Consider the following 15,777-nt stretch of genomic DNA (forward strand, 5'->3'; position numbering starts at 1 on the left):
CGACCGGCGCGAAGGTTCCCCCGGACCGCGGTGCGGTCCTCGACCAACGGATGGTTCCCGCGCGCAGCCCCGGACGTCCGTCGCGGGGTGTGCCGGGCGGGTCCGGCCCGGGAGGGAGCGTTCCGTGCAGGTACCCGCTTCGTTCGACTACGAACGCGCCCGGAGCGTGGACGAGGCCCTGGAGCTGCTGCGTCGCCACGGCGAGGAGGCACGGGTCGTCGCCGGCGGGCACAGCCTGCTGCCGATGATGAAGCTGCGGCTGGCCGGCCCCGAGGTGCTGATCGACATCAACGACCTGACCGAGCTGGACCACATCGACCTGGTCGGCGACGAGTTGCGCGTCGGAGCGCTGACCCGGCACCGCGCGCTGCTGGAGTCGGAGTCGGTGGGCCGGTACTTCCCGATCGTCCACGACGCGGAGAGGGTGATCGCCGACCCGCCGGTGCGCAACCGCGGCACCATCGGCGGTTCGCTGTGCCAGGCCGACCCGTCCGAGGACCTGTCCGCCGTGTGCGGGGCGCTGCACGCCCGCGCGGTGATCCGGGGGGCGGAGGGTGAGCGCGTCGTCTCCATGGCGGACTTCCACCAGGGCCCGTACGAGACCGCGGTAGGCGTCGGCGAGATGCTGGTCGAGGTGCGGATTCCCGTGCTGCCGGGGGCGGGCAGCGCGTACGAGAAGGTCGAGCGCAAGGCCGGGGACTGGGCCGTCGCCGCCGCCGGGGTCGCCCTGACCCTGCGCGAGGGACGGATCGCGGACGCGGGCGTGGGCCTGGCGGCGGTCGGGGCCGGGGCCCTCAACCTGCACGCGGTCCAGACGCTGATGAACGGGAGCGAGCCCTCCGAGGCGCTCTACGAGGAGGCGGGCCGGGTGGCGTCCGCGAACTGCTCCCCGGTCACCGACAGCCGGGGCAGCGAGGACTACAAGCGGCATCTGGCCGGCGAGCTCACCAGGCGGGCCCTGCGGCGGGCCGTCGCCCGGGCCGCCCGGTCCACGGCAAGGGAGGCGTGAGGCGCATGCGGATCACGGTCAACGTCAACGGTGAGGACCGGACGCGGGAGGTCGAGCCGCGCCATCTGCTCGTGCGCTTCCTCCGCGACGACCTGGAACTGACCGGCACCCACTGGGGCTGCGACACGAGCAACTGCGGCACCTGTGTGGTGCTGATGGACGGGGAGCCGGTCAAGAGCTGCACGGTCCTCGCCGTCATGGCGGCCGGCCACGAGATCCGTACGGTCGAGGACCTGGCCGACGGCGAGCGGCTGGACCCCGTGCAGCAGGGCTTCATAGAGCGGCACGGCCTCCAGTGCGGGTTCTGCACCCCGGGCATGATGCTCACCGGCCGGGCGCTCCTCGACCGCAACCCGGACCCGTCGGAGCAGGAGATCCGCGAGGCCATCTCCGGCCAGCTGTGCCGGTGCACCGGGTACCTGAACATCGTCAGGTCCATCCAGTGGGCGGCGCGCAAGGAGGCCGAGGACGCGCGTGCCGAGGCCGCCGAGACCGCGGGGAGCCAGGCATGACGACCGTCGACGAGCCGGCCGTCGCGCCGGAGGAGCGCCCGATCGGCTTCGGCCGGATGAAGCGCAAGGAGGACCCCCGCTTCGTCCGCGGCAAGGGCCGGTACGTGGACGACATCAAGCTGCCCGGGATGCTGCACGGGGCGGTGCTGCGCAGCCCGTTCGCCCACGCCCGCATCGTCTCGATCGACACCTCGGCCGCGGAGGCGCACCCCAAGGTCAGGGCGGTCGTCACCGGAGAGACCCTGGCCGGGCTCGGCCTGGCCTGGATGCCGACGCTGTCGATGGACACGCAGGCCGTCCTCGCGACCGACAAGGTGCGGTTCCAGGGCCAGGAGGTCGCGTTCGTCGTCGCCGAGGACCACTACGCGGCGCGCGACGCCATCGAGCTGATCGACGTCGAGTACGAGCCCCTGGACGCCGTGGTCAACGCCCGGCACGCGCTGGCCCCGGAGGCGCCGGTCGTCCGGGACGACCTGGAGGGGCGCACGGACAACCACATCTTCGACTGGGAGGCGGGCGACGCGGACGCGACCGAGGAGGTGTTCGCGCGGGCCGACGTCGTCGTCGGGCAGACGATGCTGTACCCGCGCGTCCATCCCGCGCCGCTGGAGACGTGCGGAGCGGTCGCCTCGATGGACCCGGTCGACGGCCGGCTCACGCTGTACTCCACCACGCAGGCGCCGCACGCCCACCGCACGCTGTACGCGATGGTGGCCGGGCTGCCCGAGCACAAGATCCGGGTGGTCTCCCCGGACATCGGCGGCGGCTTCGGCAACAAGGTCGGCATCTATCCCGGGTACGTCTGCGCGATCGTCGGCTCGATCCTCACCGGGCGTCCGGTGAAGTGGATGGAGGACCGCTCGGAGAACCTGATGAGCACCTCGTTCGCCCGGGACTACCACATGACCGGCGAGATCGCCGCGACCCGCGAGGGGAGGATCCTCGGTGTGCGCGTCAAGGTCCTCGCCGACCACGGGGCCTTCAACTCCACGGCCCAGCCCACGAAGTACCCGGCGGGCTTCTTCCACATCTTCACCGGGTCGTACGACATCGAGGCCGCGCACTGCGCGGTGACCGGCGTCTACACCAACAAGGCGCCCGGCGGCGTCGCCTACGCCTGCTCGTTCAGGGTGACCGAGGCGGTCTACCTGATCGAGCGCATGGTGGACTGCCTGGCCGACGAACTGGGCGCGGACCCGGCCGAGTTGCGCATGCTGAACCTGCTGCGGCCCGAGCAGTTCCCGTACGAGAACAAGACCGGCTGGACCTACGACTCCGGTGACTATCCCGCCTGTCTGCGCAAGGCGCTGGACATCGCGGGGTACGAGGAACTGCGCCAGGAGCAGCGCGAGAAGCGCGCCCGCGGCGAACTCATGGGTATCGGCCTGTCGTTCTTCACGGAGACGGTCGGGGCGGGGCCGCGCAAGCACATGGACATCCTGGGTCTGGGCATGGCGGACGGCTGCGAGCTGCGCGTGCATCCGACCGGCAAGGCCGTGGTCCGGCTGAGCGTGCAGACACAGGGGCAGGGCCACGAGACGACGTTCGCGCAGATCGTCGCCGAGGAACTGGGCATCCCGCCCGAGGACATCGACGTCGTGCACGGCGACACGGACCAGACGCCGTTCGGGCTCGGCACGTACGGCAGCCGGTCGACCCCGGTGTCGGGCGCGGCGGCGGCCGTGGTGGCCCGCAAGGTGCGGGACAAGGCCCGGATCATCGCGGGCGCGATGCTGGAGGTCGCCCCGGACGACCTGGAGTGGACCAAGGGACGCTGGTCGGTCAAGGGCGACCCGGCGGTGACGAGGACGATCCAGGAGATCGCGCTGGCCGCGCACGGCTCCCTCGAACTGCCGGACGGAGTGGAGGGCCACCTGGAGGCGACGACGGTCTACAACCCGCCGAACCTCACCTACCCGTTCGGCGCGTACATCTGCGTCGTGGACGTCGATCCGGGGACGGGCACGGTGAAGGTCCGGCGGTTCGTCGCCGTGGACGACTGCGGCACCCGGATCAACCCCATGATCATCGAGGGGCAGGTGCACGGCGGCCTCGCCGACGGCGTCGGCATGGCGCTGATGGAGATCATCGGCTTCGACGAGGACGGCAACTGCCTGTCCGGCTCCTTCATGGACTATCTGCTGCCGACCGCGCTGGAGGTCCCCGCCTGGGAGCTCGACCACACGGTGACCCCTTCGCCGCACCACCCGATCGGCGCCAAGGGCATCGGCGAGTCCGCGACCGTCGGGTCGCCGCCGGCCGTCGTCAACGCGGTCCTCGACGCGATCGGTGTACGGCACGCGGACATGCCGCTGACGCCGAGCCGGGTGTGGCAGGCCCTCGACCGGGGCGAGGTGGAGGCACCGCAATGAGTCTCGCCGCACCGACCCTCCAGGCCCGCATGGCCGAACTCGTGCGCCGGCACGTCCCGTTCGTCAGGGCGACGGTCGTACGCGCCCGGCGCCCGGCCAGCGCGCGCCCCGGTGACACCGCGCTGGTGCTGGCCGACGGCCGCATCGAGGGCTTCGTCGGAGGGGTGTGCGCGGAGGGCACCGTCAGGGTCCAGGCACTGCGGACACTGCGCAGCGGCGAGTCCCTGCTGCTGCGCATCTCCCCGGGCGGCCCGGCGGAGGGCGGCGGCGAGCCCGTCGTCGAGGAGGGCACGGTGAGCGTCGCCAACCCCTGCCTGTCCGGCGGCGAGTTGGAGATCTTCCTGGAGCCGCTGCGGCCGGTGCCGCGCGTGCTGGTGCTGGGCGAGTCGCCCATCGCCCGCGCGCTGCTCGCCCTCGGACCCGCCCTCGGGTACGAGATCACGGCGACGTCGGACACCGGCGCGCTCACCCCACAGGCGCTGTCCGGGGCGCAGGCGGTGGTCGTCGCCTCGCACGGACGGGACGAGGAGCCGGTCGTGACCGCCGCGGTGCGCGCCGGGGTGCCGTACGTCGGACTCGTCGCCAGCCCCCGGCGGGGGGCCGCGGTACTGGCCGGGCTCGGCCTCGACGACCGGCAGCGGTCCCGCGTCCGCACCCCGGCCGGGCTGTGGATCGGCGCGCGGACACCGGGAGAGGTCGCGGTGTCGATCCTGGCCGAGGTGATCGGGGTGCTGAGCGGCCGCTCCGGCGGACCGGACACGGCCCCGGCAGTGGATTCCGGCCCCGCGTCCGGGCCGGGAGGCGGCGACCGCGGCGGGACGGACCACGTGTCCGGCCCCGTCGGGTCGCCGCCACCGCCCGGGGACACGGGCCTTCGCGAACTCGCCGCCCGCACGCCGGCGGAGGCCGCTGGACCGGTCGCGGACGCGCCCCACCCGGCGCCCGCGGCCGGACCCGACGATGCCGCGCCGGCCACGGCCACCGACCCCGTCTGCGGGATGACGGTCGTCGTCGGGGACGGCACCCCGCACTCCGACGCGGGCGGCGCGCGCCGCTGGTTCTGCTGCGCCGGATGCCGCGGCGTGTTCGAGGACGACCCCGGCCGCCGCACGCAGGACGGCACCCCGTGAGCGAGTACGTCGAACGCTGCCTGCCCCGTGTCGAGAGTCTGGGCCCCGCGCTCGACGCGCTCGGCTACCTCGCCGACGACGGCCTGGTCACCGCCCTGTTCCTCGCCCTGCGGCTGCCTCAGCCGCTGCTCCTGGAGGGCGAGGCGGGCGTCGGCAAGACCGAGGCCGCCAAGGCGGTGTCCGCGCTCCTCGGCAGCCCGCTGATCCGCCTCCAGTGCTACGAGGGCCTGGACGCGGCCGAGGCGCTCTACGAGTGGAACCATCCGCGCCAACTCCTCGGCATCCGCCTGGCCGAGGCCCGCAACGAGGAGATCGCCGAGGCGGACCTGTTCGGCGAGCAGTACCTGCTGCGCCGGCCGGTGCTCGCCGCGCTCACCCACCCCGGTCCCGCTCCCGCCGTACTGCTCATCGACGAGATCGACCGCGCGGACGACGACTTCGAGGCGTTCCTGCTGGAGGTGCTGGCCGAGGCGTCCGTGACGATCCCGGAGTTCGGCACGATCCGCGCCGCCGTGCCGCCCGTCGTCCTGCTCACCTCCAACCGCACCCGGGACCTCCACGACGCGCTGAAGCGCCGGTGCCTGTACCACTGGATCGACTACCCGGACACCGGGCGGCTCGTCGAGATCGTGCGCCGCCGCGTGCCCGGCACGTCACGGGAGCTGGCGGTGGCGGTGGCCGCGTCCGTACGGCGGCTGCGGGCGCTGGACCTCCAGAAGGCGCCGGGCATCGCCGAGACCATCGACTGGCTCGCCGCGCTGCGCCTGCTCGGGGTGCCGCGCCTCGACGCGCGGGTGGCGGGGAGCACGCTCGGCTCCGTGCTCAAGTACCGGGAGGACCAGGAACTGGTCCGGGAGCGCGGCCTCACCTGGCTGGTCGCGGGCCCGCAGCCGTGACCGGTCCGGCCGTCCCCCTCTTCGACCGGGCCGAGTTCGGCGGCCGGCTCGGCGGCGAACTGCGCCGCGCCGGGGTCGCCGTGACGCCCGAGCGGTCGGCACGGTTCCTCACGGCCCTCGGCCTGCTGCCGCCCGTGGACCTCTCCGCGCTCTACTGGACGGCACGGCTGTCCTTCGTGACGGGCCGCGAGCAGATCGAACCGTTCGACCGGGTCTTCGCGGCGGTCTTCGGCGCCCTGCCGCACTCCGCGGGGCAGGGCCGCACCCCCGCCCGACCGAACCGGCCGGACACCGCCGAGCGGAGCCTCGCGCCCGGGGTCGGCACACCGCCGGCCGCCGGTCCCGGTCTCCCGGGCGCTCCCCCGCGGTACGGCGCGCTCCGCGGCATGTCGGTCCCCGACGGCCCGCACCGCGCGGACGAGGACCGGCGGACCACGCGGGCGGACACGGCGGGCAGCACGGCCGAGGTCCTCGCGCACCAGGACTTCGCCGCCCTCGGACCGGCCGAGCGGGCCGAACTCGACCGTCTGCTCGCCCTGTTGGCGATGCGCGCGCCGGTACGCCGCAGCCGCCGCCGGGAGACCTCCCGGCGGGGACGCCGCGTCGACCTGCGCCGCACCCTGCGCACGGGGCTGCGCAAGGGCGGCGAGGCGATGCTGCCGGTGCGCTCCCGCAACCGGACACGGCGGCGGAAGCTGGTCCTGCTGTGCGACATCTCGCGTTCCATGGAGCCGTACACCCGCGCCTATCTGCGGCTCTTCCCGCGCGCCGCGGCCGGTGCCGACGCGGAGGCCTTCGTCTTCGCCACCCGGCTCACCCGGCTCACGCCGGTGCTGCGGGACACCGGTCCCGCCGGTGTCGACGCGGCGCTGCGCCGGGCGGGAGCGACCGCCTCGGACTGGTCGGGCGGCACCCTGATCGGCCGTGCCCTGGCCGAGTTCACCGACGGGTTCGGCCGCCGGGGTCCGGCCCGCGGCGCCGTCGTGGTGATCTTCTCCGACGGCTGGGAGGGCGAGGACCCGGCCGCGGTCGGGCGGGAGATGGCCCGCCTCGCGCGGCTCGCCCACCGCATCGTGTGGGTCAACCCCCGCAGGGCGGCGCCCGGTTACACGCCGAGCACCGGCGGCATGGCCGCCGCGCTCCCCCACTGCGACGCGTTCGTCGGGGGTCACAGCCTCGCGGTGCTCACCGAGTTGGTCGAGGCCGTCGCCGGCGACGCGGACCGCAGGCCCGGCGGAACGCGTGCACGCCCCCGACCGCCGCGACGGCCCGGACGCTGAGACCGGCCGCTCGGCAGGGAGCCGCCGGACGAGGCCTGCCCGGCGTGGGAAGAACACTATGAACGCAATGATCAGGTCCATGGGATTTCGCCCGGCCCCTCCCTAGCATCGGCCGCGCCGCGCAAGGGTGCGCCGACGACGGGAGCGTTCGCATGGAGAGATCGAGCCGGACCAGGGCCGGGAACGGGCGCGGTCGGTCGCGGAGCCTGCGGCTGGGCCGCACGCTGGCGGCCGCGTGCGCCTCGGGACTGCTCGCCGGAGTGCTGGTGGGCCCCGGGTCCGCCTCCGCCGCGCCGGGAGGACCGGCGGCGGACCGCCCGGCGGTGACCGCGTGTCCGGCCGCACTCGCGGACAGCGCCACCTGCTACACGGGCCAGGACTCCCACGGCGCCCATTACGCCCTCGCGGTGCCGAAGAAGTGGAACGGATCGCTCGTCGTCCACGCGCACGGGGGCCCCGACCTCGGCGAGGGCTCGGACCCCGGGCGCAGCGTCGGCGACCTGGAGCGCTGGTCGGTGATGGTCGACGAGGGCTACGCGTGGGCCGGCTCCTCCTACCGGCGCGGCGGCTACGGGACCCGGATGGCCGCCGCCGACACGGAGTCCGTACGCCGCGTGTTCGTCCGGGAGTTCGGCACACCGAGGCGGACGTACGTGCACGGGCAGTCGTGGGGCGGGAACGTCGCGGCGAAGGTCGTGGAGCTCCACGGCGCGCGCGGCCGAGGCGCCTACGACGGGGCGCTGCTCACCAACGGCGTCCTCGGCGGCGGCTCGCGCGGCTACGACTACCGGGTGGACCTGCGCGTGGTCTACCAGTACTACTGCGGCAACCACCCGCGTCCGACCGAGCCGCAGTACCCGTTGTGGGAGGGACTGCGCGCCACCTCGACGATGACGGCCGCAGGGCTGCGGGCCCGCCTGGAGGAGTGCACCGGACTCACGTCCGCGCCGCAGGACAGGACGGCTCCGCAGCAGCGGAACCTCGACGACATCCTCGGCGTCACCGGGATTCCGGAGCGCACCCTCGAATCGCATCTGCGGTTCGCCACATTCACCTTCCGCGACATCGTGCACAACCGGCTGGGCGGCCGGAACCCCTTCGCCAACCGGGGCGTGCGGTACACCGGGTCCCACGACGACAGGGCGCTCAACGCGGGTGTCGAGCGGTTCTCCGCCGATCCCACGGCCGCGCGTGACCTCTCGTACGACAGTGACGTCACGGGCCGTGTGTCCGTGCCCGTCCTCACCCTCCACGCGATCGACGACCCGACGGCGTTCGTCGAGCACGAGGCCGCGTACCGCGACAGCCTCCGGGGCGCGCGCCGGGACGGGCACCTGGTGCAGACGTTCACCCGGGAGGCCGAGCACAGCGGGCTGAGCGACTCCGAGTACGCGAACTCGATCAGCGCCCTGGACACCTGGGTCCGCACGGGCAGGAGACCGACGGCCGGGTCGGTGGCCGCCGCCTGCGCCGGATTCGACAAGGTGTACGGAACGGGCTGCCACTACGACGCGGCCTTCGTCCCGCGGCCCTACGCCACTCGGGTCGAGCCCCGTCCCGGCGGGCGCGCCTGGCCGGCCATGACGGCGGCCCAGGAACGGTCCTGGAGCCGGATCGAAGGGGTGGGCATCGCGCCCTGACGGTACGTGCGGTCAGGACCGCCGCGCCCCGCCGCCCACGACCCGCGCGACCAGGTCGTGGACGAGGAACTGCCCGGGCGGGCAGTTCTCCTTGAGCCGGTGGAGGTCGTCCGGGCCGAACCAGCCGCACGCGGTGTGCTCGGACGGTTCCAGCCGGGGGCGGTCCAGGTCGCCGTCGACCTCGACGAGGAAGTCGGCCTCGTGCCGCGGCCCCAGCCCGTCGTCGCCCACCCAGGTGCCGGTGCCCAGATGGCGGCGTACACGGCGCAGGGTCCAGCCGGTCTCCTCCCGGACCTCCCGGGCGAGGGCGTCCAGCAGGGACTCCCCGTCCTCGACATGTCCGCCGACGATGTCCCAGGCGCCGGGGAAGAGCAGCCGGTCGGCGGCCCGGCGCTGGGCGAACGCCTCGCCCCGCCGGTTGAGGACGACGGCGCCGACGGTCCACAGGCCGGCGGCGGGGGTCGGCACCTCGACGCCGTCGTCGACGGTGAACGGCGGCTGGTCTGCGTACATGTGTGCCAGGTTAGACGGGGTCGCGGGCACGGGAGGGCGGTGCGGGCGAGGGACCGGGGAACTTCGGGCGGCGGCCCGCGGTACTACTCGCCCTCCGGGTCGATGCGCGGCATGATCCGGTCGAGCCAGCGGGGGGTCCACCAGGCACGGGCCCCGAGCAGGGTCATCACCGCCGGAACCAGCAGCAGGCGTACGACCGTGGCGTCGATCAGCACGCTGACGGCCAGCCCGAGCCCGAGCATCTTCACGACGATGTTGTCGCTCACGATGAACGCGGCGAAGACGCTCACCATGATGAGCGCGGCGCAGGTGATGACGCGTGCGGTGATCTCCAGCGCGTGCGCGACGCTGCCCTTGGCATCACCGGTGCGCAGCCACGCCTCATGGACGCGCGACAGCAGGAAGATCTCGTAGTCCATGCTCAGGCCGAAGATGATGGCGAACATCATCATGGGCACGTAGCTCTCGATCGGGACCTTGCCCGACACCCCGAGGGCCGGTCCGCCCCAGCCCCACTGGAAGACGGCGACGACCACGCCGTACGAGGCGGCGATGGACAGCACGTTGAGCACCGCCGCCTTGAGCGCGACCAGTACCCCGCGGAAGACCATGAGGATGATGAGGAACGCCAGGGCGACGACGACCAGGATGATCAGCGGGAGGCGTTCCGCGACGATGTCGCGGAAGTCGACCTGGGCCGCCGTGGTGCCCGTGACGTAACCCTTGGCCCCGGTGCCCGACAGCGCCTGCGGCAATGTGTCGTCGACCAGGCGGTTCGTCAGGTCGGTGGTCACCGCGTCCTGCGGGGCCTGCGTCGAGTAGACCGTCGCCACCAGCACGTCCCCGTCCTGGGTGGGCGTGAGCTGGGTGGCCGTGGCCGCGCCCGACACGTCGTCGATCGCCTTCTGCGCCGTAGAGGCGAGCGAGGAGCGCTTGTCGGACGGCACCGTGGTCTGGTCGATCACGACGGTCAGCGGGCCGTTGGAGCCCGGTCCGAACGAGTCCGACATGATGTCGTAGGCCCGGCGGTCGGTGAACGACTTGGGGTCCGCGCCGTCGCCGATGTGGCCGAGCTGGATGAAGAGCAGCGGGATCGCCAGTACGAGCACCGTGATGGTGCCCCCGGCCAGGAACCACCACGGGCGGCGCTCCACGCGCTGCGCGTAGCGGTGCCAGGTCCCCTGGACGGGCTCGCCCGGCGCCGCGTTGGTCTCCGCCACGGGGCGGCGCACGTGGTAGCGGTCGATCCGGCCGCCGATGAGGCCCATCAGCGCGGGCACCAGGGTCAGGGCGCCGACCACGGCCGACACGACCGTCACGGCCGCGGCGACTCCCAGCAGCGCGATGAAGGAGACTCCGGAGACGGACAGTCCGGCGAGGGCGACGATGACCGTGCAGCCGGAGACCAGTACGGCCCGGCCGCTGGTGGCCGTCGCCCGGCCCGCGGCCTCCACCGGATCGGAGCCGTCCATGAGGTTCTGCCGGTGGCGGGTCATGATGAACAGGGCGTAGTCGATGCCGACGCCGAGTCCGATCATGGTGGCCAGCGTCGGGGAGACCGTGGCGAAGGTGAAGGCGGCGGCCAGCAGCCCCAGGCAGGCGAGGCCGCCGATGACGCTGATCAGGGCCGACAGCAGGGGGACACCGGCCGCGAGCACGCTGCCGAACCCGATGAGCAGCACGACGATGGCGACACCGAACCCGATCAGCTCGCTGACGCGGTCGTCGGCCTCGGGCCGTGCGAGTTCGCCGAGAGTGCCGCCGTACTCGACCTCGACACCCGCCTTGCGCAGGGACGCGACGGCGTCGTCCACCCCGTCGAGGTAGGAGTCGCCCAGCGTCGAGGGCTGCACGTTCCAGCGGACGGTGATGTAGCCGGTCTTGCCGTCATTGGACAGCGGTCCCACGTTGGGTTGCTGGGACTGTCCCGACGACTGCTGCCCGGTCGGAGCCGTCAAGGGGTTCTGCGCCGACAGCACATGGGGGAGCTTCTCGATGTCGGTGATGGTCTGCCCCATCTGGGAGCTGACCGAGGACAGCGGTTCCTTGTCGTCGCGCATCACGATCTGCGCGCTGTAGCCGCCCGCCGCCGGGTCGTGCTCCTTGAGCACGTCCAGGCCCTCCTCGGACTGCACGTCGGAGAGCTGGAAGTTGTCCGAGTACTCGCCGCCGAACGAGCGGTCCAGCACCTGGAGGGCCGCCAGGACGACGAGCCAGGCCACGATGACGACGACGAAATGGCGGGCGCACCACTCACCCAGTCGGCGCAGCCTCCCGGGCGCCCCCTGCCCACTCCTTGTTCCGGACCGGGTGGTCGACATGGGCTGCTCCCGTGGAAGTGGTTCCCGACCCGCTCATTAAATGACGCGCTGATCACCGCGGCATGTGGAGACGGCGACCCGTCAGCGGCCCACCGGTGGCAGCGTGGACAGCCATGCCGCCACGGCGGCGAAGTCCTCGTCGGTGAGGCCGAGGCCGGCGTCGACCCGGCGCAGCAGCGCGGGGCCCGGATGGTGCGCGCGGACCCAGGCGCGGTCGGCGCCGCCGATCTCGTCGTCGATCCAGACGAACGGGCGGCCCTCGGCGTGGCCCACCAGGGCGCGTGTCTTCCAGTGCAGTCCCGCCCGGACGTCGCGTTCCTCCTCCTCGTCGGACTGCTCGGGCCATGCGAGGACGGGGAGCCGGGGCAGGCCGAGGATCGGCGCGACGATGTCGTTGGCGTCGGCCATCCACGTGGTGGCCCAGACGAGTTCGCAGCCCAGCGCGGTCAGCCGGGGCCCGTGCCGGGGGTCGATCCTCCCCAGCAGGGGGTGTGCGCCGTCCGCCGCGGGCCCGGAGTCCGCGACGGACGGCTCCCGGCCGTACGGCTCCGGCCGCGTGACCGCGCCGAAGGGAATGAGGGGCCCGTCGACGTCGAGGAAGAGCAGCGGGCGGCCGGCAGGCGTGGTCATTCGGGCACCCTAGCCCTCGGGGCTCGGCGGGCCGGAGGGCTGCGGGGGGGCGGCCGGGGAGCGGCTCGCGGTGCCGGGGTGCGCGGTTCGGGTGCCGGGGTGCGCGGTGGCGGGATGCCGGGGCAGCCGGGACGCGGCTCGCGGCGCCGGGGTACGCGGTGCCGGGGTGCTGCCGGCGGCGTACCGCCGGGGCGTCAGGCGGTCGGCAGGGGTTCGGCCCTCTCGTCCAGCCATGCGCGCCACTGCCCGGCGCGCTGGGCCTCGCCCGCCTCCATGGGGCGCCCCGTCCAGGCGGTCACCGGGCGGATTCCGTGCAGGGCGTTGACGAGCCACACCTCCCGGCCGGCCAGTTGCTCCAGGGTGCGCTCGCGCCGGTCGACCGGTGTCCCGGTCAGCAGGGCCCGTTCCTGGACGAGGCCCGCGGTGACCGAGGCCAGCAGCGGCAGACGGGACGGGGGCAGGCACAAGGTGTCGTCCTCCCACCACAGAAGGCTGGAGGCCGCCCCCTCCACGACGAGACCGGTCGGCGCGATCAGCACCGCCTCCTCCGCGCCCTGGCCACCCGCCCGGCTCCGGACCCGGGCCAGTACGTCCAGGTCGGGGCCCTTCCGCCGGGGGACCGTACGCGGATCGCGCTGGCCCGCCGCCCACACGCGTACGTCCGGGGCGAGCGGCGGCGCCTGCCGCAGGAGCAGGCGTAGCCGGAGGGAGCCGGCCACGAGTTCGACACGCGGGAACCAGGAGCCCCTGCGCGGCAGCGCTGCCGTCATGTCCCGCCAGAACTCGGCGAGTTGCCCGGCGGAGGGCCCTCCGACGTCCGCGCAGGCCCGCAGGAAGCGCTCCCGGTGGCGTTCGAAACCTCGGACCCGTCCCTCCCTCACCAGCCAGGAGTCGGCGACGAGCAGACGCGCGCCGCAGGACGGGCCGCCGACCAGTCCCCGGCCGGGGGTCCAGACGGACAGCCCTTCCGCGATGGCGGGTGGTGTCGTCACGGAGCCGATCTCCTCTCGGTGCGTCCGCACTCCCCGACGCCGGGCCCGAGTCCCGAGCCCGGCGGCTCGAACCGGACTTCGGGGCGCGGACGGCCGGTATCGGTGGCCGTCAACGAGCCTGCTCCCACAGGGGAACGGACCGTGTCGCGGCAGGATACGCGGGCCGGGCGGCGAGCCTCGCGCCGGTCTCCCCCGGCACCGCCCCGCGCCCCGCACCCGGCACTCCCCCGCGCGCCGGGCCGGGGACCGCGCCGAGGTCGCCGGCGGTGCCCGCCCCTGCGCGTCCGTCGGTGCCGACGTCCGTACGGGTGGCCGGTCCGAAGTCCGCCCCACCGCCGCAGCCGAGGTACCCGACCGCCCGGGCGTGCCCGCCTCGCGGCCCGGTCTCCCGCGGGCCGTTTCCCGGTGCGCGCGCTGCCGCCGCGGGGCCCGCGGGGAAGCAGGCCCGCACGCAGTCCACGGCGTCGGCGCCCGGGCGCAGGCCGCCCTTGACGGTGGAGACCGTCGAGGGCCCGCCGGCCCGCACGCCGTCGGCCATCAGGCTGGGGACCCGTACGGTTCCGGGTGCGCAGACCCGGCCCAGGTCGTTGCGGAGCAGGTCGACCGCCGCCACGTGCGCCGCCCGGAGCCCGGCGTCGCCGTCCCGCGAGGCCGTGCTTCCCTCGGATGCGCCGGCCTCGGGCTGTTCGGGCTCGGCACACGTGACGGTGCGGGCCCGCACGACACCGTCCCGTGTGACCCGCAGGAAACGCTCGGGCGACGCGTCGGGGACGGCCGGGCCGACCTCGCCGAATCGCAGGAACGCCGTGTACGGGACCTGCTCCGGGGCTCGCGGGACCCGGTCCGCCGGTGCCCCGGGAGCACCCGCGGCGTCGGACGGGGCGCGCCCCGGCGAATCCTCCGTCCGCTCCGACGGGACACAACTCAGCTGCGCCACGGCCCGGTTGAGCCACTCGGACGCGTCGCGCGCGCCCTGCAGGGTGTTCTCGGCGAGGCAGACGGCATGGGTGACGCCGTCCCGGTGGTCGACCACGACCAGCCGGTCGGCGAACAGCCAGCAGGAGTCCGCGGCGCTCGCGCCGGCCAGGGGCGACCGGGCACCCGCGGGCGTACCGACGAAGCCGACATAGCCGCCGGTGAGGTCGAAGGGCAGCTCGCCCGCGTCGACCCGCCGGGTCGCCAACTGCCGCTTCAAGTGGTCGAAGACGTTCGCCCGCACCTTGCGCGTGGGGCGCCCGGGCCGCTCGACCTCGCAGACGCCGGTCGCGGAGTCGTAGCGTACGAACTCGGCGAGCGGGCCGTCGCCGTCGCCGAAGTACGTGAAGCGGGACCCCTCTTCGGCGCGGGAGCCTTCGAGCAGGAACGCACGGGGCGCGTCGCCGCACATACGGGCGAAGGCGGCGCCGGCGTCCACCGCGGTGGCGATCCGGCGGGTGTGCAGCCGGTGTCCGACGGGCGGGCACCTGCGGGGCCGCGGCACGAACGCGGTGGGGGTGTCCCCCGTGGTCCGCGCCCTGCCGGGACGGGACCCGGCGGGCCGGGGCCAGTCCGCCGTGAGGTAGCGGAAGTTCAGGAGCAGCCGGTGGCCGAACTCCGTCAGGACGGACTCGGGATGGAACTGCACGCCCCACTGCGGACGGGTGCGGTGGCGCAGCGCCATGAGCAGGCCGTCCTCCGCCCAGGCGGTGCCCCTGAGGCTCGCGGGCAGGGGCCCGCCCACGGCCAGCGGATGGGTGCGGACCGCGGTGAAGTCCTGCGGCAGCCCGCGGAACAGGTCCTCGCCGTCGTGCCGGATTCTGCAGAGGTGGCCCTGCGGCGCGTCCGTCACGGTGCCCCGCTCGCCCACGGCGATGCCCTGGTGGCCGAGGCCGACGCCGAGGACGGGGATCTCGGAGGCGGCCAGCACGGAGGCGCTGATCCCGAAGTCGGCGGGTCTGCCGGGGTGTCCGGGGCCCGAAGACACCACCACGTTGCCGAACTCCCGCAGATCGGGGAGGTCGCAGGAGGGGACGTCGTTGCGGATCACCACGGGTTCCGTGCCGTTGACCTCGGCGAGCAGCTGGAACACGTTGTAGGTGTGCGAGTCGTCATTGTCGATGAGCAGGGTCTTCACCCGCTCACCTCCCTGTAGGTCGTTCTCGGCCGTGCGTGGCGGTTCTCGGACGTCGGCGGGCGGACCGGTCCCGGGCGAGGCGGGAGCGCGGCGGGCTCACCCCCGGGCACGCGTCCCTCCCGGCCCCGCGGCCGGGTCCCACGACCGTGCCGGGTCGGCGAGTGGCGCGAACGGGGACGAAAGCGGGATCCGGGTCACGCCCGTCAGTACGGGGAGAGCGCTCCGGCCGTTCAACTCCCCCGGAAGCGGGCCCTCGTGACGGCCCCTCGGTGCTCCGGCAGAGAGCGCCCCCACCCCACCACCGCCCCACCCGCCGACGGCGGCTTCGCGGACGGCCGCGCGCGAACAGGGGCCCGTCGCCCCAGCGCT

The 15,777-nt window shown here is 74.2% G+C and carries 12 protein-coding genes; 7 read left to right on the forward strand and 5 right to left on the reverse strand.

What is annotated here, in order from left to right; all coding sequences use genetic code 11:
• The first annotated feature begins 124 nt into the window (after positions 1 to 124).
• The 7 genes from IE265_RS29500 (at position 125) to IE265_RS29530 (ending at position 8,839) form a co-directional block, all read left to right on the forward strand.
• Positions 125 to 1,009: an FAD binding domain-containing protein gene (locus IE265_RS29500; RefSeq protein ID WP_190038781.1), complete on the forward strand. Its 885-nt coding sequence runs from the start codon at positions 125 to 127 to the stop codon at positions 1,007 to 1,009.
• 5 nt (positions 1,010 to 1,014) lie between these two features.
• Positions 1,015 to 1,521: a (2Fe-2S)-binding protein gene (locus IE265_RS29505; protein ID WP_190038782.1), complete on the forward strand. Its 507-nt coding sequence runs from the start codon at positions 1,015 to 1,017 to the stop codon at positions 1,519 to 1,521.
• The gene (locus tag IE265_RS29510) at positions 1,518 to 3,893 is read left to right on the forward strand and encodes an aerobic carbon-monoxide dehydrogenase large subunit (RefSeq protein WP_190038783.1); all 2,376 of its coding nucleotides are present in this window, start codon (positions 1,518 to 1,520) and stop codon (positions 3,891 to 3,893) included. Before IE265_RS29505 ends, IE265_RS29510 begins: the two co-directional genes overlap by 4 nt.
• Positions 3,890 to 5,023 carry an XdhC family protein gene (locus IE265_RS38680; RefSeq protein WP_229916687.1) on the forward strand — a complete coding sequence of 378 codons (1,134 nt, stop codon included), beginning with the start codon at positions 3,890 to 3,892 and terminating at the stop codon, positions 5,021 to 5,023. Before IE265_RS29510 ends, IE265_RS38680 begins: the two co-directional genes overlap by 4 nt.
• Complete coding sequence (locus tag IE265_RS29520) at positions 5,020 to 5,919, forward strand: AAA family ATPase (protein WP_229916689.1); 900 nt, start codon at positions 5,020 to 5,022, stop codon at positions 5,917 to 5,919. The genes IE265_RS38680 and IE265_RS29520 overlap by 4 nt, the downstream gene beginning before the upstream one ends.
• A complete protein-coding gene (locus IE265_RS29525; RefSeq protein WP_229916690.1) occupies positions 5,916 to 7,199 on the forward strand; it encodes a vWA domain-containing protein in 1,284 nt (427 codons plus the stop codon). Before IE265_RS29520 ends, IE265_RS29525 begins: the two co-directional genes overlap by 4 nt.
• Positions 7,200 to 7,351: 152 nt before the next feature.
• Complete coding sequence (locus IE265_RS29530; RefSeq protein ID WP_229916692.1) at positions 7,352 to 8,839, forward strand: hypothetical protein; 1,488 nt, start codon at positions 7,352 to 7,354, stop codon at positions 8,837 to 8,839.
• A gap of 12 nt (positions 8,840 to 8,851) precedes the next feature.
• On the opposite strand, the gene IE265_RS29535 is transcribed toward IE265_RS29530, so the two are convergent.
• The 5 genes from IE265_RS29535 to IE265_RS29555 form a co-directional block, all read right to left on the reverse strand.
• Positions 8,852 to 9,352, reverse strand: a complete 501-nt coding sequence (locus IE265_RS29535; protein ID WP_190038785.1) for an NUDIX hydrolase — start codon at positions 9,350 to 9,352, stop codon at positions 8,852 to 8,854.
• A gap of 83 nt (positions 9,353 to 9,435) precedes the next feature.
• On the reverse strand, positions 9,436 to 11,673 hold the full coding sequence (locus IE265_RS29540) for an MMPL family transporter (protein WP_190038786.1): 2,238 nt from the start codon (positions 11,671 to 11,673) through the stop codon (positions 9,436 to 9,438).
• An 81-nt stretch (positions 11,674 to 11,754) separates the two neighbouring features.
• Positions 11,755 to 12,303, reverse strand: a complete 549-nt coding sequence (locus IE265_RS29545) for an HAD domain-containing protein (protein ID WP_190038787.1) — start codon at positions 12,301 to 12,303, stop codon at positions 11,755 to 11,757.
• A 194-nt stretch (positions 12,304 to 12,497) separates the two neighbouring features.
• Positions 12,498 to 13,295, reverse strand: a complete 798-nt coding sequence (locus tag IE265_RS29550) for an aminotransferase class IV (protein ID WP_229916694.1) — start codon at positions 13,293 to 13,295, stop codon at positions 12,498 to 12,500.
• A 109-nt stretch (positions 13,296 to 13,404) separates the two neighbouring features.
• The gene (locus IE265_RS29555; RefSeq protein ID WP_190038788.1) at positions 13,405 to 15,408 is read right to left on the reverse strand and encodes a glutamine amidotransferase-related protein; all 2,004 of its coding nucleotides are present in this window, start codon (positions 15,406 to 15,408) and stop codon (positions 13,405 to 13,407) included.
• Between the last annotated feature and the right edge of the window lie 369 nt (positions 15,409 to 15,777).

This window comes from Streptomyces fructofermentans, from assembly GCF_014651055.1.
Lineage (GTDB): Bacteria > Actinomycetota > Actinomycetes > Streptomycetales > Streptomycetaceae > Streptomyces > Streptomyces fructofermentans.

Bases quoted from the DNA above. Each gene is read 5' to 3' on its own strand.
- IE265_RS38680 (WP_229916687.1), top strand. From the start codon at position 3,890: ATGAGTCTCGCCGCACCGACCCTCCAGGCCCGCATGGCCGAACTCGTG.
- IE265_RS29540 (WP_190038786.1), bottom strand. From the start codon at position 11,673: ATGTCGACCACCCGGTCCGGAACAAGGAGTGGGCAGGGGGCGCCCGGG.
- IE265_RS29530 (WP_229916692.1), top strand. From the start codon at position 7,352: ATGGAGAGATCGAGCCGGACCAGGGCCGGGAACGGGCGCGGTCGGTCG.
- IE265_RS29545 (WP_190038787.1), bottom strand. From the start codon at position 12,303: ATGACCACGCCTGCCGGCCGCCCGCTGCTCTTCCTCGACGTCGACGGG.
- IE265_RS29505 (WP_190038782.1), top strand. From the start codon at position 1,015: ATGCGGATCACGGTCAACGTCAACGGTGAGGACCGGACGCGGGAGGTC.
- IE265_RS29535 (WP_190038785.1), bottom strand. From the start codon at position 9,352: ATGTACGCAGACCAGCCGCCGTTCACCGTCGACGACGGCGTCGAGGTG.
- IE265_RS29510 (WP_190038783.1), top strand. From the start codon at position 1,518: ATGACGACCGTCGACGAGCCGGCCGTCGCGCCGGAGGAGCGCCCGATC.